Here is a 19,923-nt window from a genome sequence, read left to right as displayed (position 1 = left end):
GGAATCACGAAGTGGATTGGGGAATCCGTGACTGACCGTAAGAACATCGCCGTCATCGGCGCTGGCTATTGGGGACCGAACCTGGCGCGGAATTTCCGCAACAGCAACGACTGGAACCTGGCCGCGATCTGCGACCTCGACGTCGACCGCGCACGCCGCGTGGCGGAGAGCGTCGGTGGCGTGCCTGTCACGACGAGCCTGAGCGAAGTGCTGGCCGACCCGCTGATCGACGCCGTCGCGATTGCGACGCCGGCGGGCACGCACCACAGGATCGTCATGGCGGCGCTGGATGCCGGAAAGCATGTCATCGTCGAGAAGCCGCTTGCCGACAGCAAAACGTCGGGGCAGGAGATGGTGAGCCGCGCCGCGGAGCGGGGTCTCGTTCTGATGGCCGACCACACCTACTGCTACACGCCCGCGGTGCTGAAGATCCGCGAGCTGATCGCCGAAGGGTTCCTCGGCGACATCCTGTTCGTCGACAGCGTCCGCATCAATCTGGGTCTCATCCAGCCCGACGTCGACGTGTTCTGGGATCTGGCGCCGCACGACCTGTCCATCATGGACTTCGTGCTGCCCGGCGGTCTCGACGTCACGAGCGTCTCGGCACACGGTGCGGACCCCCTGCAGACCGGCAAGGCGTGCGTGGGCTACCTCGCCATGCCGCTGGCCGGCGGTGCGATGGCGCATGTGCACGTCAACTGGCTCAGCCCGACGAAGATCCGTCAGATGGTCATCGGCGGAACCAAGCGGACGCTCGTGTGGGACGACCTCAATCCGCAGCAGCGGGTGAGCGTCTACGACCGGGGAGTTGACATCGCGGAGGTCTCGAAGGCCACCACCACCGATGCGCGCTCCGCGCACATCTCGTACCGTCTCGGCGACACTTGGGCTCCGGCTCTGCCCGAGGGCGAAGCGCTCGCGGGCGTGGCGACGGAGTTCGCCGCCGCCATCCGCGAGGGGCGGACCGCACGCACGGACGGAGCGGCCGGACTCCGGGTGCTTTCCGTTCTCGAGGCGGCGGCGGCGAGCCTCACCGGCTTCGGCGCACCGCAGCCCATGACGGCGTCTGTCGCCGCGTAGTTCACGAATTCACAGGGGAGAGATTCGAATGGTGAACATTCACAATGCCGACGTGCTGGTCACGGGTGGCGCAGGAACGATCGGGTCCACACTGGTCGACCAACTCGTCGCTGCAGGGGCGGGTCGGGTGCAGGTGATCGACAACCTCGTGCGCGGTCGCCGTGCCAACCTCGACGATGCTCTCGCTACCGGGCGGGTCGAGCTGATCGACGGAGATATCCGGGACGCGGCGCTGGTGGACGAGCTCACGGCCGGCAAGGACCTGGTGTTTCATCAGGCCGCCATCCGCATCACCCAGTGCGCGGAAGAACCGCGCCTTGCGCTCGAGGTGCTGGTGGATGGCACGTTCAACGTCGTCGAGGCTGCCGCTCGTCACAAGGTCGGCAAGCTGATTGCCGCCTCGAGCGCGTCGGTGTACGGCATGGCGGAGGAGTTCCCGACGACCGAACGCCACCACCACCACAACAACGACACGCTGTATGGCGCGGCCAAATCCTTCAACGAGGGTCTGGTGCGGAGCTTCCGCGCGATGCAGGGCCTCGACTACGTCGTGTTGCGCTACTTCAACGTCTACGGCCCCCGCATGGACGTGCACGGCCTGTATACCGAGGTGCTCGTGCGCTGGATGGAGCGCATTGCCGACGGACGTCCGCCGCTGATCTTCGGCGACGGCACGCAGACGATGGACTTCGTCTGCGTCCCCGACATCGCGCGCGCCAACGTCCTGGCCGCGGAGAGCGACATCGTCGAGGGTGTGTACAACATCGCCAGCGGCTCCGAAACGAGCCTGTTGGGCCTCGCCGAGGCGCTGCTGCGAGCGATGGACTCCGACCTGGACGTCGAGCACGGGCCCGAGCGGGCCGTCAACGGCGTGGTCCGCCGGCTCGCCGACACCGAGGCGGCGCGCCGCGACCTGGGCTTCGAGTCGTCGATCGAACTCGAAGAGGGCCTTCGGATGCTCGTGGAATGGTGGCGCCCGCTGCGCGACGAGATCTCCGTGGGCCGGACGGTGGTGGCGGCATGAGCGTCGTCCAGGAGTCGCGCATCAATGTGATGACGCCGTGGCTCGGCGCCGAAGAGGTAGCCGCGGTGACCGCGGTGATCGAGTCGGGCTGGGTAGCGCAGGGCCCCAAGGTCGCCGAGTTCGAGAGGGCCTTCGCCGCCGCGATGCAGGCCGGTGCGGCGGTGGCCGTATCGAACTGCACCACCGCGCTCCACCTCGCGCTCGTCGTGGCCGGCGTGGGAGCCGGGGACGACGTCGTCGTTCCTTCCTTCTCGTTCATCGCGACTTCCAACGCCCCGACCTACGTCGGCGCGCGGCCGGTGTTCGCCGAGGTCGACGCGCTCACGGGCAACGTCACCGCCGATACGGTCGAGTCGGCGCTGACGCCGGCGACCCGCGCCGTCATCGTCGTCGACCAGGGCGGGATCCCGGTGGATCTCGACGCCATCCGCGCCGTCTGCGACCCGCGCGGAATCGTCGTGATCGAGGATGCTGCGTGCGGCGCCGGGTCCACCTACAAGGGGCGGCCGGTCGGCGCGGGGGCTGAGCTTGCTGCGTGGTCGTTCCACCCGCGGAAGATCCTCACGACGGGCGAGGGGGGAATGCTGACCACGAGCAACCCGGAGTGGGCAGCCCGGGCACGCATGCTGCGCGAGCACGCGATGAGCGTCTCCGCCGCCGACCGGCACGCGAGCCTCGTCTCCCCGCCGGAGGTGTACGCCGAGATCGGCTATAACTTTCGGATGACCGACCTCCAGGCTGCCGTCGGCATCGCGCAGCTCGCGAAGCTGCCCGAAGTGGTGGGACGCCGTCGGGTGAACGCCGCGCGCTATCGTCGAGAAATCGACGCAATCGCCGGGCTCCGTCTGGTGGCCGATCCCGACTGGGGCACGAGCAACTTCCAGTCGCTGTGGGTCGAAGTCGAAGACACGTATCCGGTGGATCGCGAGCAGCTCCTCGCCACGCTGGCCGACGCCGGGATTTCCGCGCGCCGGGGGATCATGGCCGCGCACCGCCAGCCCCCCTACCGTCACCTCGCCGCGGAGGGCTCATTGCCCGTCACGGAGCGGCTCACCGACCGGACACTCATCCTGCCGCTGTTCCACACTCTGACGACAGCGGATCAGGATCGCGTGATCGCGGTGCTGCGCAATCCAGAGGGGTGACGGTCATGGGGGACGGGGTTCTGCTCGTGGGGGCGAGCGGCCTCGCGCGCGAGGTGCTGGCCGCCGGGATCACCGGCGTCACCGGCATCCTCGACGACGACGTGGAATTGCACGGCCAGGAGGTCGGCGGTGTGCCCGTTCTCGGGCCGATCGCCGATGCGGCAACCCGCAGCGAACAGCTGCTCGTCTGCATCGGACCGAGCGCAGGCCGCCGCGAAGTGGTGCGCCGGCTCGGCCGGCTGGGCGTGGACTCCGACCGGTATGCGACCTACGTCGCACGGTCGGTGCGGATCGGCTCCACGAGTGACGTCGCGGCGGGCAGTATCCTGCTCGATGGGGTCGTCGTCACGGCCGATGCGCGCGTCGGCTCCCACGTCGTGGTGATGCCGAACTGCACCATCACTCACGATGACATCTTGGAAGACTTCGTCACGCTGACCTCCGGGGTAGCGCTGGCGGGGGATGTGCGGGTGGGGGAAGCCGCGTACATCGGAATGAATGCGGCGGTGCGACAGGGGTTGTCGATAGGCGCCGACGCAACGGTGGGGATGGGGGCAGTCGTGGTCTCCGATGTCCCCGCCGGTGAAATCTGGGCCGGAGTACCGGCCCGCCAACTGGGGGAGAAGAAATGACCGAGAACGTTCCATTCCTGGATCTGTCCGCACAGCAGGCGGAGATCATCGACGAGGTGCTGCCGCGCTGGCGTGAGCAGTTCCGCTCGGCCGCCTTCATGGGCGGACCCGAAGTGGCCGCCTTCGAAGAGGAATACGCCGCCTACCTCGGCGTGGAGTCGGTCATCGGGGTCTCCAACGGTACCGACGCGCTCGAACTCGCCTACCGTGCCGTGGGCGTCGGCCCCGGCGACGAGGTCATCATGCCCGCCAACACGTTCATCGCGACGGCGGAAGCTGCCTCCCGCATCGGGGCGGTTCCCGTCTTCGTCGACGTCGAGGACGAGCACCTCCTCATCGACCCGGACGCGGTCGCCGCAGCCGTCACCGAGCGCACCCGGGCCATCGTGCCCGTGCACCTGTTCGGTCAGACCGCCCCCGTGGAACTTCTGACTCCGATCGCCGAGCGCCACGGCATCCCCATCATCGAGGACGCCGCCCAGTCGCAGGGGTCATACTCGGCGGCGGGCCGCTCGGGAGCGATGGGCCGCGTGGCGGCCACGAGCTTCTACCCCGGCAAGAACCTCGGTGCGGCCGGCGATGGCGGCGCCGTGATGACCAACGACCCCGAGGTCGCTCAGGCCGTGCGCGAGATGGCCGCGCACGGCAGCGCGGTGAAGTATGTGCATCACCGCGTCGGGTTCAACGCACGCCTGGATGCGGTGCAGGCCACCGTCCTGCGGGCGAAGCTTCGGCGCCTCGACGCATGGAACTCCGCACGCCAGGAAGCAGCGGCTTGGTACGGGCAGATCCTCAGCGGCATCGAGGGTGTCCGGCTCCCGTCCGTGCGGCCGGGCAACTCCGATGTGTGGCACCTGTACGTCATCCGGCTCGAAGAGCGCGACCGCGTGCTCGCCCAGCTGACAGCCGACGGCATCGGTGCCGGCATCCACTATCCGACGCCCGTGCACCTGACCGAGGCCTACGCCTCTCTCGGGTACCGGCGCGGGCAGTTCCCCGTCGCCGAGGCGGCGGCCGACCGCATCCTGTCGCTCCCGATGTTCCCCCACCTGCTCGAGGAGCAGCAGGAACGAGTAGCGGCGAGCCTGGCTCGCGCCGTCGTGCGCGAGCCCGCGCTGGTTCGATGAAGGGGATGACCCGCACCCGTGAAGGTGGTCGGGTGCTCGTGCAGATGAACGGGCTGGGTCTGGGGGGCACGGAGATCAACGCCGTCCAGTTCGCGGCCGCGGTTCGCGAGCACGGGTATGACTCGATCCTGGTCGGACCTGCCGACACGCTCCCGGCAGGCCCGTCGATTCGGGACGTCGCCTCCGAGTACGGCATCGAGGTGACGCCCTTCGAACGACCCACATCGGCCGTGCGAGCCGCGCGTCTGCTCGACGGGCTCGCGACAGAGGCGGGAGCGGATCTGGTGCACGTGTATGGGCAGGGCACGATCCGCGGCGCTTATCTCGGTCCCTGCCGGCTGGCACGGCGTCCGCTCGTTCAGACGGCGTACGAGATGGCCATCGACCCCTACACGCTCGACGCACCCGAACTGATCGTCGGCACACGCTACCTCCTCGAGGAGTGTGAGGCCCGCGTGGGGGAAACGACGCTCATCAGTCCGCCCGTCGATCTCGACCGCGACACCGCCGACGCCGCGGACGCGCAGCGCTTCCGCGCCGACTGGCGGATCGCCGCGGATGAGACCGCCGTCGTCTGGGTCGGCCGGCTCGATCCGGAGATGAAGGCGCCCGCCGTCCGCACTCTCATCGATGCCGTCGCCCGCATGCGCGACGAGCGCGTGCGGCTCGTCATCGTCGGGGGCGGCAGGTCGGAAGCGGAGCTACGGCACCGCGGCGAGCAGGCGAACTCCCGGCTCGGTCGAGACGCGATCGTCTTCACCGGGGCGCTCGGCGACCCACGCCCCGCGTACGCTGCCGCGGACATCAGCGTGGGCATGGGCAGCTCGGCAGCCCGGGGTCTGGCGTTCGGGGTTCCCCTCGTCGTCATCGGGGAGAACGGGTGGTCTCAAACCTTCACGCCGGGAACCGCCGCCGGCCTGTTCCGCAACAGCTTCTGGAGCGCAGAGGCACCGCCGGATGCGGCGGCCGATCTCGCCCGTCACCTCACAGCTCTGGTCGCCGACCCGGCTCACGCAGGGGCGCTCGGAACGTTCGGCCGCGAATTCGCTGAACGCGAGTTCGGTCTCACGGCAATGGGCGCTCGCCTCGCCGCGGTCTACGAGCGTGCACGCACCAGCTACACCGGGCGCATGTGGCTTCACGACCTCCACCGTGAGCGCCGCGCAGCGACGCACCTCGTCCGTCGTCGCCTGGGGTTCCCCACGCGAGGACGCGAAGACGGAGAGTATCGGTACCCGATATGACGACACACGCCGGCGAGGAAGCGCCCGAGCAGGCGGGCCCTGCGACGTCCGCGTCGAGTGCGGCCGCTGAGCCATCGCTCGCCGCACGATCCAAAGCGGGGGTCGGGTGGCTCGCAGCCCAGACATGGGTGGCGAAGGCGGGCGGCTTCCTGACCCTGGTCATCCTGACGCGTCTGCTCACGCCCACGGATTTCGGGCTCGTCGCGATCGCGATGACGGTTCTGCCACTGGTGTACCTCATCGCCGACCTGGGTTTCGGTACCTATGTGATGCAGCTTGCTGAGCTGGACCGGGTGACGACGAGCACAGCGTTCTGGTACTCGGCCTCGTCCGGTGTCGTGCTCGCGGGCGGGCTCGCCCTCTGCGCCCCGCTTCTCGAGGGACTGTTCGGTGTGCCCGGGGTCTCCATGGTCGTCCTGGGTATGACTCCGGCGATCCTTCTTGTGGCGATATCAGCGGTGCCCGTCGCCCTGCTGCGTCGAGGCATGCGGTTCCGCGCTCTGGCGCTGCAGTCGGCCGCTGCGGCGCTCATCGCTCAGGCGGTCGCCATCGGGCTGGCGTTGGCCGGTGCGGGTGTGTGGGCGCTGATCGCGCAGACGTGTGTGGCGCAAGCGGTCATCCTCGTCGGCGCCTGGATCGCGGCTCGCTGGAGACCCGACTTCACGTTCGGGCGGCAGACATTTGCGACCATGGTCCGTTTCGGTGGCAAAGTCGTCGGCGTGAACGTCGTGGCGGTGGTACGCATGTGGGCGGAGAATGCGATCATCGCGAACGTGCTCGGGGCGGCGGCCCTGGGGCGGCTGAGCGTCGCCCAGCGCCTGGTGCAGACCACGCAGGAGATCGCCTCTTCCGCCGTCTCTCCGATCTCCACGGTCGTTTTCGCGCAGGTGCGGGATGATCCGGAGCGTCTCCGCCGGGGATACGCGCGCGCATTGGGGCTCGCTTATCTCACCATCACGCCGGCACCGACGGCGATCGTCGTGCTTTCGCCGATTCTGGTCCCGTTGCTCTTCGGCCCGCAGTGGGGCGAGAGCGCGATCGCGTCGCAGGCCCTTGCCCTGGCGGCCATCTTCACACTGGGAGCGGTGCTGGATCACGGACTGTTCTACGGGCTCGGCAGGCCGGGGACGTGGCTGGCGTACGCCACGGTGATCGACACGATCACGGTGGGGGCCACCGTGATCGCCGTCTGGTCAGGCATCGTCGCGGTTGCGATCGGCTTCGCCATCGTCGCCGCGACCGCCACGATCGCGCGCTGGGTGCTCGTCGCCCGCGCGATCGGCTCTTCGGTGTGGACCGTTGCGCGACCGCTGACCTCCGCCCTGGTGCTGGCCGTGGTCTCGGGGGCGGCGGGGTGGGGAGTACTCGTCCTCGCATCCGGACTTCCGGCGCCGCTCGTCGTCCTGGCGGCGGGCCTCGTCATCCTGTCGGTGCACGTGCTGCTGGCGTTCGTCCTACTCCCGGCGTCGGCGCGAGAAGTGTTCACGTTGGTCCGCGGCCGGGTCGGCCGGGCAGCGCGGAAGGCGTCCGATGCGTGACAGGACAGAGGTCGCGCGCCCCCGAACGCAGGCGGCCATAGAACGCATCGCGTTCCTCTACCCCGACCGTGGCCCTCTCACACCCGCCCACTGGTCGGGAACGCCGGCTGCTCTCCTGTCGGCGTTCCGTGGGCGGGGACTTGACGTGCAAGAGGTGGGTTACGACGTTCCTCGCGCCATCTCCGCGCCCGTGCACATCCTCGCTTCGCTGCGGTCGCGCGGCACAGCAGAAAGCGACCACAGCCCGGTGAAAATGGGCGCCAGGGAACGCGCCATGAACGCATCGTTGCGCAGGATCGGCGGCATCGACGCGGTGGTGGCGGTCGGCACCGACTCCTATCGCCTCGGCCGACTGAGCCTCGCCGGTACCCGGATAGCCACGTACGACGACGCCACGCTGCAGACCATGTGGGCGCACCCGCACTCCGACACCCGGGCGGCGATGTTCCGCGAGGCGGCGGTGCAGCGATGGATCCACGTCCAGCGCGGCTCTTCCCGTGCCGCGACCGTGAACTGCGTCAGCACCGGGTGGGCCGCCAGATCGTTCGCGGAGGACTATGGGCTTCCCGCAGGCAAGGTACGCGTGGTCGGGATGGGACACCGCCCCCGCGCTGCTCAGCCCGGCATCGACCGGTCTCCGCATCCGTCCTTCTTGTTCGTCGGGGTGGACTGGAAGCGCAAGAACGGCGCCGCGGTCCTGCGCGCCTTCACGCGCGTGCGCGAGCGGTTCCCGGACGCCGAGCTGCACCTGGTGGGCGAACATCCCCCCGTACGCGCGGCCGGAATCATCGATCACGGACTGCTGCGGCGGGACGACGACGACGCACAGCGGCTCTTGGACCGGCTCTACCTGTCGTGCACCGCGTTCGTGCTTCCCAGCATGTTCGACCCCTCGCCCATCGCCTACCTGGAGGCCGCGTCCGCAGGTCTCCCGGTTGTTGCGACGATCGAGGGCGGCGCCGGAGAGCTTCTGCGGGAGGGCGCGATCACGGTCAACCCCTCCTCAGACGAAGCGATCTTCCAAGCGATGGTGACCCTGGCAGATCCCGGAGAGGCGGCCCGCCGCGGCGCGCTGGCCGCCCAGGCTGCGCAGTCCGCCACGTGGCACCACGTGGCCGGGCGGATACTCGACGCGCTCGAGCAGGCCGGCTAACCCCTCTCGGAGTCGCCCGCGACCGGGACGGGGGCATCCACTTCCTCGGCGATGATCGCGGCCAGGCGGCGGCCGGTCTCATCCCAGCCCGGCGTTGTGACACTCGCCGAGACGGCGCGGTGGTACTCGTCGCCACTGCCGGCGGACACGGCGGCGCTCAGCGCTTCCGCGATCCCCGCGGGGGTGGGGACCGCCCACGCGACGTGCGGATTCGGGAGGTCCGCGCGTGCGAGCGGGGAGTCGTTCACGACCGGGACCACTCCGGCGGCCAGCATCTCTTCGGCGACGAGAGAGATGTTGGTGAAGGACAGGGCGATGCCGGTGATCACGGTGTTGTACAGCTCGTTGAGTTGCTCCGGCGGCACGCTTCCGTGGTTGACGACCGGGAACGGCAGCTCCCGGGGCGGATCGCCGTAGGTGTGGATGGGCTCTTCGGGATGCCGGCGGTGAAACTCCGCAAGCGCCATCACCGCCAGCCGGTGCCCGCGCCGATCGTTGCCGCGCTTGGAGTAGAAGAGCACACCTGAACGGCGGGTTGCCGGCTCCAGCAGCCGATAGACCTCGGTGTCGCATCCGAACGGTACGTGGTCGGCGGCGATGCCCATCTCAGAAGCGAGCACATCGCGGACCATTGCCCCCAATGCGACGTTGCGGTGCCCGAGCCGGTAACTGTCCTCGGCGATCGCGTATTCACTGCCGCGGGGATAGAAATACGGCTCGAAGTCCTGGATGAAATACACCACCGGTTGGCCCGGGAGCCCGCGGCGCGCGGCCACGTGTGCGGTCGGCCACGAGGACGCGACGATGGCATCGAACCCCGCCAGCGTGTCCCCGACCGTCTCGATGTCGCAGGTCAGCCACGGCCAGGCGGAACGGACCACCTGTACGTTGCGGGCGTGGTCGCTGTGGTACCGGTCATAGAAGAGAAGCGTGTTCTGGAAACCGGCGGCGCGGGCCGCCTCCATCATCCGGAAGAGCGTCGTGTGTCCGCCGGACCCCGCCCCCGGGGGGACCACCATCCAGCCGACCCGGCGGCGGCCCGGCAGGCGCGTGGCCGGCCCGGCGGCGCCGGCGACAGCCTGGGAGTCGGCGATGTCACCGGGGAGGAGCGGGAAATCGAGCTCCGCGGCATGGAGGCGATCACTCCAACGTCGCACCGCATGCTGTGCGATCTCGCGAGGGCTCTTACGTGCAAGACTCCGGAACAACTGCCGGACTGATGCGGCCATTTTCTCCCCAGAACGTCGGCTGTGTGCGGGCAACCGAAGGCGCGTCACGATTCCCTCGACGAATGTACGCCCTGCTCCGGCAGGCCGCGACGACGAACGGTAACGTTACGCGCGTGCCGACCATGGAGATCATCACACCCAGCTACGCGCCCGACCGTGAACTGGCCGGTGACCTCGTCCGGAGCGTCCGCCGCTTCGCGCCCCAAGGGACGCGCCACACAGTGATCGTTCCCCCCCGCGATCTGGCGATGTTCCGGCCTCTCGAGGCGGACGGAGCCACTGTGAGGAGCACCCGCGAGGTCATGCCCCGGGGGTTCTTTCGCATGCCCTTGGCGAACGCGTGGCTCAGTGCGCGGTCGCCCTGGCCACCTGTGCGGGGATGGATCGCTCAGCAGATCGTGAAGCTTCAGGCGGCAGCGAACAGCACCGCGGACACGGTTCTCGTCGCCGACTCGGACATCGAGTTCGTCCGGCCGTTTTCGCTCACCGATTTCCTCATCGATGGGCGCGTCCCGTTGTACCGCCTCGAGGATGCCGTCACCAGCGCGCTGCCGCGACACATGATCTGGGATGGCGTTGCCCGTCGTCTCCTCGGATTGCCCGCCAGTACGGATCCGGCCAGATCCGATTACATCTGCTGGCCGTGCGTATGGGACCCCGCTGTGGTGCGGGGTGCGCTGCGCACCGTGGAACGGACGACCGGCAAGCCGTGGGCGGTTGCGGTCGGCCGGGAACTCCACTTCTCCGAGATGGTCCTTTACGGTGTCTACGCGGAACACGCCGCCACCCTGCACTCCCCGACGCCATTCACCACAGACATGCACTGCCCGAGCTTCTCCGATGAACGTGCGCTCGACGAGCCCGCATTGATGGGTTTCCTCGGCACGCTGGACCGAGGGGACGTCGCCGTCATGATCTCCGCCAAGTCAGGCACGGATCTCGAATTGCGACGCCGCTCGATCGCCGCGATCGCACACTCCGGACGCTGACGGCACCGGCCTACTGGCCGCGCACTTCGCTCTGCACGATGACCGTCGCATCCATCGGCTTGTAATGCACGCGGCGGCCCCGACGCGGGGGCTTTCCCGAGGGCGTGTCGGACTCGGTCTCGTCGGTCGAGTTGCGCTCGCGGGCGGCGCGCATGGCACGCTTCGCGCGCACGTTGGAGGTCCACGTGCCCAGCGAGATGGCGCCGAAGATCAGTACCAGGCCGGCGATGCCGACCACCACGACGGTGCGCAGACGGCTCGACAGCTTCTCGGTGGGCGTGCTCGGTGCGGAGACGGTGATGGCGGTGAACAAGAAGCGCTCATCCGCCCCGTTGACCGTTTGGACTTCATGCAGGTATGTCGTCAAGAGGGCGCCGAGTTCGTTGACAGCCTGCAACGACTCCTTCGGAGTGTCGCCCGCGGCCGAGATCGAAACCACGAGACCGCCCCCGAGCGCACCCGAGTTGACGATGTAGTCCGTGCTCATGCCCATGTCCTCGAGCTGGTCTGCTGTCTCCTGCGAATTCAGTCGCGTGATGACGACGTTGGCCACCAGGTTCGGATCGGATGAGCGGAGGTACGGGTTATCCGAGTTCAACTCGAGCAGCGACGGGTCTGCTTCGATCTCCTTCTCGGAAGGCAGTTTCGGGTTGGCCAACGCGAACGACTGCGTGGAGTCGTATGTGCGTGGGCCCTCGACATAGACGAAGACCGCCGCCGCGATGGCGATGACGATGGCGGGCAGGGCGAACCACTTCTGCCGCCATACCGTGCGAAGTACTGCTAAAGGATCCATGTCTCATTCCCCCAAGTTGTGAGACGTGAACAGCGCCCGGCGGCCGAGAAAGCTCGTCTCGCCTTGCACCATTCTCCAAACCGCGCCCGACAAGCCGACGAGCAGCGGATATACCAGAGCAAAAACCGGAAATGACAATGAGTCGAAGGTCACTGAGCAGACGGCCCCGACAGCCAGGCCGCCTGCGACCGCGCCTGCCAGAGCGCGTAGGGCCGGGGCCTTTGCCGCGCGTGCGGCGAGCACAGTCGTGAAGGCCGGCAACCAGAGGTAGACGATCAGGAAAGTCAAGCCGATCAGACCGAGGCTGACGGCCCCGTTCAGATACTGGTTATCCAGAATCTGCAGCGCGTTCTGCGCCTGATAGTTGCCGGGGCCGAGACCGAACCACGGATTCTCATCCACCAGCCGGACCACGCGCGGATAGTTGTTCGTCCTCGTCGAGATCGACGGGTCGGAGTTGTCGGCGGTGAGAGCGCTCGTGAGCGTCCCGATGAATCCAGGAACCGCGATGAAAAGGAACGTTATGGCGAAGGGAAGGGCGATCAGAACGACGCGCCTCGCGGCACGTGGCATGAACGGCACGAAAACCGTCAGAGCGACCGCCGCCCCGAGGGTGCCTGACCGCGAGACGGTCGATGCGATCGCGAAGACCAGGAGGGCTGTCTGCAGCCAGTGGAACCACCGCTTGCCCTTCGGGTCGTACAGCGCCCGCCAGATCGAGAGGGGGAGCAGCATCGCGCTCACCACCGCGAACTCGATCGAATGGAAGGTGCTTCCCGCCACACGCATCAGGTTTCCGCGCTGCTGGAACGCGGTGTCACCGCCGTTGTAGGTGAAGCCGGCCATCGCGGTCTGGATCCACTCCATCGGGTTGATGTGGGTGGTGAACTGCACCAGGCCCACGAGGCTGCAGAAGAACGCCCCAGCCAGGATCCAGCGGGTGAACTGCAGGACGTCGCCCATGGTGCGCACCGTCTCGCCGGCCGTGAGGATGAGGCCGATCGACGCGGCCACCAGGATCATCCACCGGTCCGCGGACGCCAACGCCGTTTCGTTGGTCCGGCCGATCCACCCGCCATGAAGCGCGATGTATGACCCGCCCACGGCGAAGAAGAACATCACTCCTGCGAGCCGGCCGGGGAAGCGCATTTCCAGGGGGCGATGCAGGTTCCACAGCCAGGACGCGAACCAGAAAGCCAGCAGAACGCAGCACAGCATGAGCGGCACGGTCCCCGCTGCACCGATCACGTCAATGACCATGCTCGAGGGGAAGAAGAAAATCGAGAAGGCTGCCAGGCGCAGCAGCAGCGGCACGCTCCCGCGCTGCCCGGCGAGCGGATTCTGCGCAAAGCGGGATTGCACGTGTCGCGCGCGAGCGAGCGAATGCTCGCGATCGCGCGCGGCGCGATCGTCGTATGTCGTCGTCACTGTGCCCCCCCGGACGCTTGGCTTGTTATCGAGGTCACGGCCGCAGAGGCCGATCCACCGAATCTCGTGCGCGGTCGATCGACTCGACAAGCGCCTGTGCGCTCGACTCGCTGGTGAAGTGCGCGCGCACGCGACCACGCCGTCGTGCTCCGAGTGCGCGCGCTTCGTGCGGCGCATCCCGCAGGCGGCGGATGGTGGAGAGGAAGTCGATCCTCTCGCCGGCAGCTTCCGGAGCCTCGATCTCGCGCCAGAAGAACGCATGTGTCTGCCCAGGGACCTCGGGCACCAGGTAGCCCGATCCGTTGCGAGGCGTTCGGCGACGGGTCATTCGATCGCCACCCGGTAGATATGGACCGTGTTCTCGGCCGCGAACCGGTCGGTGAACGTCCCGCCAGCCGCATCGAGGGTGCGGTTCTCGCCGACGACCTCGACTGCTCCGCTCAGCCCCGCCGGGAGAGCGAAGGACCTCTCGCCCGTGCCACCATCGGTCATCGCGAGAATGTAGGCCGCACCGTCGTACGCCTTGAGGGACGTTTCGAGGCCCTCACCGAAGCGCCACGTATACGTGGGCGAGTTGATGACGGGGGCCAATTCGGCGACCCCTGCATTGATCGCCGCAACGCCATCGCGGAGGCCCTCTCCGCAGTCGATCAGCGAGTAGTTCCCGCAGCCGTCGTTGTTGTGCTGGAAGTAGGCGATTCCGGCGGCACCGTGGATGATGCCGTTCCAGACGGCACCACGGATCTGATCGACCGTGATCGTGCGCGCGCCGGCTTCCGTGAGGTACGGCTGCGCTGTTTCGACGAACACCCAGTTCGGCTTGGATGCCGTCGGCGCCATAAAGGTCTCCATCCGGTCCTGCTGCCACCCGTACGCGCCCGCGGACGACGGATTCTTGCCGGCGGGCCAGAAGGGCGATCCTCGGAACAGATCCTGGACGTGGGGGCTCGTATACGCATACTTGTCGACGCTCGAGACGTCGACGAGCGCGAGGTGGTCGTCCATCGTGTTCGGTGACCAGTAACTACCGAGCACGCCGTTGCCGAAGTTGGCCTGCAGGAAGCGTCCGTCAGCCTTCGCGCGCATCTCGGCGACGAAACCCTTCTGGATCTCCAGGCTGCCCTCTTCGCCGGCGGTGCTGTCGCAGCCACCCAGGCCCATGTCGCACTCATCACTGACGTGCCAGCCCACCACGAGCGGATCATCGCCGACCTCGGCGTCGGTCCACTCGGACTGCGCCAGGACCGAGATGCCCTGACCGGTGATCGCGCTCACTCGTGAGCCGTCGTGCTCGGCGCCCATGAACGTGTTGATCCCGATATCGGCGAGCGCGCCGGCGTGGGACGGTTTGCCGAAGAAGACCGAGATGGGGAAGAAGGACGCATCGGTCCAGCCGGCCTGTGTGGCCTTATCCCACTGCCCGTAGTACGCCGGGCCACCCCACCAGGCCTCGGTCGGTAGATCGAGCACCGATGTCTCCCCCGGAGCAGTCGGTGACTCGGAAGGCGACGGGGATGCCGTCGGCTCCGAGCTGGGCGTCGCGGTGCTGGTCGGCGTGGGAGACGAGGTCTCGGCCGGGGCGAAGCGCACATCCACGTAGTAGTTGGAGTTGCGGTAGTTCTCTGTGGGGAACGCGCCGGACCCGTAGGCGTACACACCCGCGCCCGCAGGGACCGAGAAGTACTCGTTATCGATGCCGACGTCGAAGTAGTGCTCGTCGGCCGAGTACAGGCCTTCCCGCGCGAGATAGGACACGGTGTACCGCTCGCCCGCGACGACCTGCACCTGCTCCGACAATTCGGCTGTCTGCCACCCTTCGCCACCACTGGCGGGGAAGTCCACGCGTGCGAGAGCAGTGCCCTCCGCGTTCCACAGGGTGCCCACGTGCGGGCCGATGTTGACGGCAGACCGGTAGAACCGCAGCGCGGTCATGGCGCCGGCGACCTTGGGGATGAACACCATTCCGAGTTCCACCGACTCGCGGTCGGGGTCGACGGCCTGATCGGGCTCGGTGGCCTCGGGGAAGACCCCCTCTTCGGCGGCGCTCGGCACGGGCTCAGGAGTGACGGTGGGTTCGGGCGTCGGCCCGCCCGTGGGTTCGGGCGCGCTGGTCGGCGCCGGTGAACCCGTCGGTTCCGGCTCGACCGAGGGTTCGGGCGTGGGCTCGACCACTCCCGGTCGGAACGTCACGTCGACGTAATAGTTCGAATCGCGGTAGTTCTCCGTCGGGAAGGCACCAGGACCGTACGCGTACACCCCAGCGCCCGCGGGAACCGACAGAGACGCGGTCTCGAGGCCCTGCTCGAAGTCGTGCTCGTCAGAGGCATAGCGCCCCGTGGGTGCGAAGTAGGACGCGACGTAGGTCACCCCTGCCGCCACGGATACCGCGGGCGAGATCTCGGCGTTCTGCCATCCCACGGACGTGCTGTCGGCGAAGTTGATCCGCGCCAGCACCTCTCCCGCCGGACCCCACAGTGTCCCGACGTGCGGTCCGAGGTTCGCCGCGGTCTTATAGAAGCGAAGCGCGGAGATGGTCCCGTCGACCTTGGGTGAGAACCTCATTCCCAGCTCCACCGATCGCGTGTCGGGATCGACGGGCGTTTGAGGAGTTGCCGAGTCGGGGAAGACACCGCCCGGTGCGGTCGACTCGGGGACCGTCTGGGTTTTCACCATCGCGAGGTTCAGCGTCCCCTGCTGCAGCGTGACTGGCGCCGACGTCTCGGTGTCAGCGCTGCGGGGGACCGCATCGGATCGCGGGGTCGCCGCATCGGCGAACACGCTCACCGTCGCGGGCCTCGCCCCGGGAGAAGCATCGACGCCGGCGCGATGCACGATCAGCGATGCAACCATCAGCAGGGCCGTCGCCAGGGCGAGGCAGGTGAAAGCGAGGCTCGTGTGTAGCAGCCGCGCGTGTGACGGGGAAGGTGTGATTTCCATTAGGGGGCGCTCCACGGCTCGATGGCGTGCGTCGGACGCCCCTCCGGAGACCGTACCAGCGTTGACCCCGCTTGTCCCGGGATACTGATCCTTTTCTCGCGTCGACGACGCGCGGCCCGCACGGCCACGACGAGGACGGAACCCACCGCAGCGCCGAGCACGTTCGCCAGAACGTCGCGTGCGCTCGCCATGCGACCCGGTAGCAGGATCTGTGCAAGTTCCGCGCCCGCGGACAACATGACCGCCGCCGCGACCCCCGCCCACGCGGAACGGAACCCGAGCGCCACGAGGATGCCGAGGGGTGCGAACAGGACGACATTGGCGCCGAACTCCACCCATCCCTGCCGTACCGCGGCGATTCCCACGTCATCTCGTAGCCAGGCAGTTGTCGCCGTGACGAGTCCCTCCGGGGAAACGGGGGAGAGGAGGATCACGATCGCGCCCATGAGATAGATCGCCAACGCCGCCAGGACCCAGGTCGATCGCCCTCTCCGGCGAGACGGGCCGACGGTCACCGCCGGCAGCCCGACGTCGCGGCTCATGAGTCGCTCCGAACGACCGAGGGCGACCAGGCGTGCTCGATGAAGATGGTCGGGTCACTCGAGCCGTCGGCGGCGAGCTGCCACACGTCAGTGTCGCCGACGGCGCCCTCACGCGGCATCCCGTACAGGATGGTGTCGGCGTCGAGCCACTCGATCTGGTCGTCGATGCTGCGGGACTCCGGGAGGACGGTCACCTCGCCGGTGGCGAGGTCGTAGATCGACGGCGTCCACCGCACGCCCGCGCCCGACCCCGAGGTGACCCGTTTGAAGGCGACCCGGGTGCCGTCCGGTGAGACGGACGGGCACTCCACGTTCTCCGCCAGCGTCGTGAGCGTGCGCGCGGAGATGTCGCCGCGCACCAGGTAGGTGGCCCCCGAAGCCGTCAGACCCACCGTGGCGTAGAAGGTGGTGTCGTCGACGAAGGTGACGCCCCAGAAGTTGCGATCCTGCGGCGCGGATGCGGCCCCGTCGACGAGGAGACTCCACTCCTCGAGGTTGCCCATGCTCTCGCCGCCGGATGTGCGGATGACGGTCTCGGTGGAGAAGCCCACCGCCGCGTAGGAGTGCCCGGTCACGAACGACGTCGTCGCCACGAGTGACCCGTCCGCCGAGATCCGGGTGCGGCTCGGGATGCCCGGGAGCGGCCACTGCTCCAGCTGGTCGCCGTCGCGTGAATACAGCGTCGCCGAGTACGAGGGGACGATGCCGCGTTCGATCCGCAGGCACGAGAGCTCGACGTCCGTCGCGTCGACGCGGTCGCAGGCCACGCTGTCGACGACCCGCGTTCCATCCGGATCCGACAACGGGACGCGCGCGATGTGCCCGTACCCCGAGCCGGAGGCGGTGTTGCGGAAGACGACGTGATCTCCGTCGATCTCGTCCCCGGCGCCCGCGACGTCGACCGCACTGGGAGCCTCCGCGCGGGCCTGGTACTCGCGCCACGCGAAGATCCCCACGACCGAGGTCGCCGCCAGCGCCGCGCACGAAACGATCGCCACGATCATCCACTTGCGCCGATCGTTCACGCCCTCACCGCTTTCGGAGAGGTGAGGAGGGGCCGCAGCAGGATGGCCACGCAGGGGATCGCGATCACGAGGACCCCCGCGACCACGAGCATCGAAGCCTCGCGTCCGATGGCGAACCACAGCAGGCCGAATCCGGCCGCGGAGATGAAGCGGGCGATCGCCACGACCGTCTGCGCGGCCGCGATGCCCGTGCCGCGGGTCTCCGGCGTCGTCAGTTGCGCGGCCAGCGCCGCGAGCACTCCATCGGTCGCGGCGTAGAAGGCGCCGAGGAACACGAGGCAGAGGATGGTGGCGGCGATGTCGGCTACCGGCAGGGCGGCCATGACGTATGTCGCGAGGAGTGCGAGGTGGCCCAGCACGAAGACGCGAGCGCGGCCGATCCGGTCCGCCAGCTTGCCCAGCGGGAGGGCGAAGGCCAGGAATGCCACGTTGGTTCCGACATAGAGCAGCGGGAACCACTGGGCGGCGAAGTCGCTCCGCGCCTGCAGCACGAGGTAGATGAACCCGTCGCCGATCGTCATGAGGCCGAGGATGCCTGCCGCGGCCAGGACGCGACGAATCGGACCGCGCGTGATCACCGACCATGCGAAACGCTCGCGCTTCGGACGCGGCTCGCCCGCGGGACGCGCCTCGCGGCGGCGGGTGCGGACATTCGGGACGACGAGGGCGAGGATGACGACCCCGACGGTGGCGAAGGCCAGCGACGCCACGAACACGGTCAGGTAGCCGTCGGGGATCACCAGCAAGATCACGAACGCGATGAGCGGTCCGAGCGCGGCGCCGATGTTGTCCAGCATCCGGTGGACACCGAACGCCGTACCCAGCTTCTCCGGATCACTCGTGGCGGTGATGAGCGAGTCGCGCGGGGCGGTGCGGATGCCCTTGCCGATGCGGTCGGCGGTGATGACGGCGGTGAGCGCGGCGAACCCCGAACCGAAGAGGAGCCCGACGCGGGCGACGGCCGCGAGGGCGTAACCGACGAAGGCCACCCACTTGGGCTGGTCGATGCGATCGGAGGTGTAGCCGCCCGCGATGCGCACGAGCGCGCTGACGCCCTGATACAGGCCGTCCAGCACGCCGAACGCGATCGTCGAGAGCCCCAGGACCCCGGTGATGTAGAGCGGGAGGATCGCCGAGACGGATTCGGACGAGATGTCGGTGAGCAGCGAGACGATACCGAGCGTGACGACCGTCGATGACACGGTGCGGATGCCCGCGGGCTTGCGCTTCTTTCCCGTCGGGGCGTCTGCGCCTTCGGGCGACGCCGGTGTGCCTTCGTCTTCGGACGCGGGCTTGTTCGTGAGCGAGATGTACATTGCCGTCAGCCCGCTCTCAGCACGCCGAAGATCGTGTACACGGTGCCGGTGCCGGAGGCGTCCGCAGACACCGTCACCGAGGAGAATGCGTCGGTGTAGGACGCAGCTCCGGCCTCCGCGACCGACGTGGGTGTGAGTCCGAGCCCGGCCCACAGCGCGCCATAGTGGGCCAGGATGTCCTCACCCGAGGCGTCGGACCTGGCGACGAGGGTGAACTGCAGAACCTCGTTCTCCGTGGCCAGAGACGTATCGAGCACGTCCGATCCGTCCACCGGGGGCGCCAGGTCAGCGGGATACCCCTCCACGACTGCGCCCTGCGCAGACGCGGGGGTGGGAAGCGGGAGAGAGACGCGTGGAGCGGCGCCCTCGCGTGGCGGGAGGCGATCGTTCGGCGCCGTCGACTCCGTCGGCGTCTGGACTTCGCTGCCCGTCGTCGGCGTCGCCCCAGGGACAGGCCCGCTGGTCTGTGCTGCCACGGGCTTTTCTCCCGGCGCAACGGGCGCCACGAGGAGCCAGGCGCCGGCACCGAGGCCGAGGACCACGACGACTGCCGTGACGACCAGTGTGCCGCGCATACGCGGCGTCAAGATGCGCGAACGCGCAGATATCCCCATCGAGCAGTCCCCAGTCCCCACACGAAAACGCAGCTCGAGCGCCGTCGTGATTTGCCCCAAAGTGATCGATTCCCCCCGGAACCTGATCACCACTTAGGGGAGAG

Annotated in this window: 17 protein-coding genes; 9 read left to right on the top strand and 8 right to left on the bottom strand. The window is 68.3% G+C overall.

Annotated features, from left to right (window positions below; translation table 11 throughout):
* Positions 1-27: 27 nt before the first annotated feature.
* Genes AC4FS1_RS08740 through AC4FS1_RS08705 form a run of 8 tightly spaced genes read left to right on the top strand, consistent with a single transcriptional unit; the run spans position 28 to position 8,943 of the window.
* Complete coding sequence (locus AC4FS1_RS08740) at positions 28-1,080, top strand: Gfo/Idh/MocA family protein (protein ID WP_491154235.1); 1,053 nt, start codon at positions 28-30, stop codon at positions 1,078-1,080.
* Between the two features lie 28 nt (positions 1,081-1,108).
* Positions 1,109-2,104 carry an NAD-dependent epimerase/dehydratase family protein gene (locus AC4FS1_RS08735; protein ID WP_491154234.1) on the top strand — a complete coding sequence of 332 codons (996 nt, stop codon included), beginning with the start codon at positions 1,109-1,111 and terminating at the stop codon, positions 2,102-2,104.
* Positions 2,101-3,249, top strand: a complete 1,149-nt coding sequence (locus AC4FS1_RS08730; protein WP_491154233.1) for a DegT/DnrJ/EryC1/StrS family aminotransferase — start codon at positions 2,101-2,103, stop codon at positions 3,247-3,249. The genes AC4FS1_RS08735 and AC4FS1_RS08730 overlap by 4 nt, the downstream gene beginning before the upstream one ends.
* A 5-nt stretch (positions 3,250-3,254) precedes the next feature.
* On the top strand, positions 3,255-3,881 hold the full coding sequence (locus tag AC4FS1_RS08725) for a NeuD/PglB/VioB family sugar acetyltransferase (protein ID WP_491154232.1): 627 nt from the start codon (positions 3,255-3,257) through the stop codon (positions 3,879-3,881).
* A complete protein-coding gene (locus AC4FS1_RS08720; RefSeq protein WP_491154230.1) occupies positions 3,878-5,008 on the top strand; it encodes a DegT/DnrJ/EryC1/StrS family aminotransferase in 1,131 nt (376 codons plus the stop codon). Before AC4FS1_RS08725 ends, AC4FS1_RS08720 begins: the two co-directional genes overlap by 4 nt.
* A gap of 5 nt (positions 5,009-5,013) precedes the next feature.
* Entirely contained in the window at positions 5,014-6,252 is a 1,239-nt protein-coding gene (locus AC4FS1_RS08715; protein ID WP_491154228.1) for a glycosyltransferase family 4 protein, read from the top strand.
* Positions 6,249-7,790 (top strand): oligosaccharide flippase family protein, encoded by a 1,542-nt coding sequence (locus AC4FS1_RS08710; protein ID WP_491154226.1) that lies wholly within the window; start codon positions 6,249-6,251, stop codon positions 7,788-7,790. The genes AC4FS1_RS08715 and AC4FS1_RS08710 overlap by 4 nt, the downstream gene beginning before the upstream one ends.
* Positions 7,783-8,943, top strand: coding sequence for a glycosyltransferase family 4 protein (locus AC4FS1_RS08705; protein ID WP_491154224.1), 1,161 nt, complete (start codon positions 7,783-7,785; stop codon positions 8,941-8,943). The genes AC4FS1_RS08710 and AC4FS1_RS08705 overlap by 8 nt, the downstream gene beginning before the upstream one ends.
* Here AC4FS1_RS08705 and AC4FS1_RS08700 read toward each other — a convergent pair.
* Positions 8,940-10,172 (bottom strand): rhamnosyltransferase WsaF family glycosyltransferase, encoded by a 1,233-nt coding sequence (locus AC4FS1_RS08700; protein WP_491154222.1) that lies wholly within the window; start codon positions 10,170-10,172, stop codon positions 8,940-8,942. The two genes, AC4FS1_RS08705 and AC4FS1_RS08700, sit on opposite strands and share 4 nt — an antisense overlap.
* 122 nt (positions 10,173-10,294) lie before the next feature.
* Between AC4FS1_RS08700 and AC4FS1_RS08695 the strand changes: the two genes are divergently transcribed.
* Complete coding sequence (locus tag AC4FS1_RS08695; protein WP_491155686.1) at positions 10,295-11,161, top strand: DUF6492 family protein; 867 nt, start codon at positions 10,295-10,297, stop codon at positions 11,159-11,161.
* Between the two features lie 10 nt (positions 11,162-11,171).
* Here the strand turns inward: AC4FS1_RS08695 and AC4FS1_RS08690 are convergent, their stop codons facing one another.
* The 7 genes from AC4FS1_RS08690 to AC4FS1_RS08660 form a co-directional block, all read right to left on the bottom strand.
* Positions 11,172-11,957 (bottom strand): chain-length determining protein, encoded by a 786-nt coding sequence (locus AC4FS1_RS08690; RefSeq protein WP_491154220.1) that lies wholly within the window; start codon positions 11,955-11,957, stop codon positions 11,172-11,174.
* 3 nt (positions 11,958-11,960) lie between these two features.
* Complete coding sequence (locus AC4FS1_RS08685) at positions 11,961-13,523, bottom strand: O-antigen ligase family protein (RefSeq protein ID WP_491154218.1); 1,563 nt, start codon at positions 13,521-13,523, stop codon at positions 11,961-11,963.
* A 186-nt stretch (positions 13,524-13,709) separates the two neighbouring features.
* A complete protein-coding gene (locus tag AC4FS1_RS08680) occupies positions 13,710-16,235 on the bottom strand; it encodes a DUF4082 domain-containing protein (protein WP_491154216.1) in 2,526 nt (841 codons plus the stop codon).
* Between the two features lie 86 nt (positions 16,236-16,321).
* Positions 16,322-16,864, bottom strand: a complete 543-nt coding sequence (locus tag AC4FS1_RS08675; protein ID WP_491154215.1) for a VanZ family protein — start codon at positions 16,862-16,864, stop codon at positions 16,322-16,324.
* Entirely contained in the window at positions 16,861-17,889 is a 1,029-nt protein-coding gene (locus AC4FS1_RS08670; RefSeq protein ID WP_491154213.1) for a TolB-like translocation protein, read from the bottom strand. Before AC4FS1_RS08670 ends, AC4FS1_RS08675 begins: the two co-directional genes overlap by 4 nt.
* Positions 17,886-19,205 carry an MFS transporter gene (locus AC4FS1_RS08665; RefSeq protein WP_491154211.1) on the bottom strand — a complete coding sequence of 440 codons (1,320 nt, stop codon included), beginning with the start codon at positions 19,203-19,205 and terminating at the stop codon, positions 17,886-17,888. The genes AC4FS1_RS08670 and AC4FS1_RS08665 overlap by 4 nt, the downstream gene beginning before the upstream one ends.
* A gap of 5 nt (positions 19,206-19,210) precedes the next feature.
* Positions 19,211-19,780: a hypothetical protein gene (locus tag AC4FS1_RS08660; RefSeq protein WP_491154209.1), complete on the bottom strand. Its 570-nt coding sequence runs from the start codon at positions 19,778-19,780 to the stop codon at positions 19,211-19,213.
* Positions 19,781-19,923: the final 143 nt, after the last annotated feature.

Source organism: Microbacterium sp. Z12_35 (assembly GCF_058310475.1).
The sequence above is the reverse complement of the archived record's forward strand: the minus strand, read 5'-3'. Positions and strand labels throughout refer to the sequence as shown.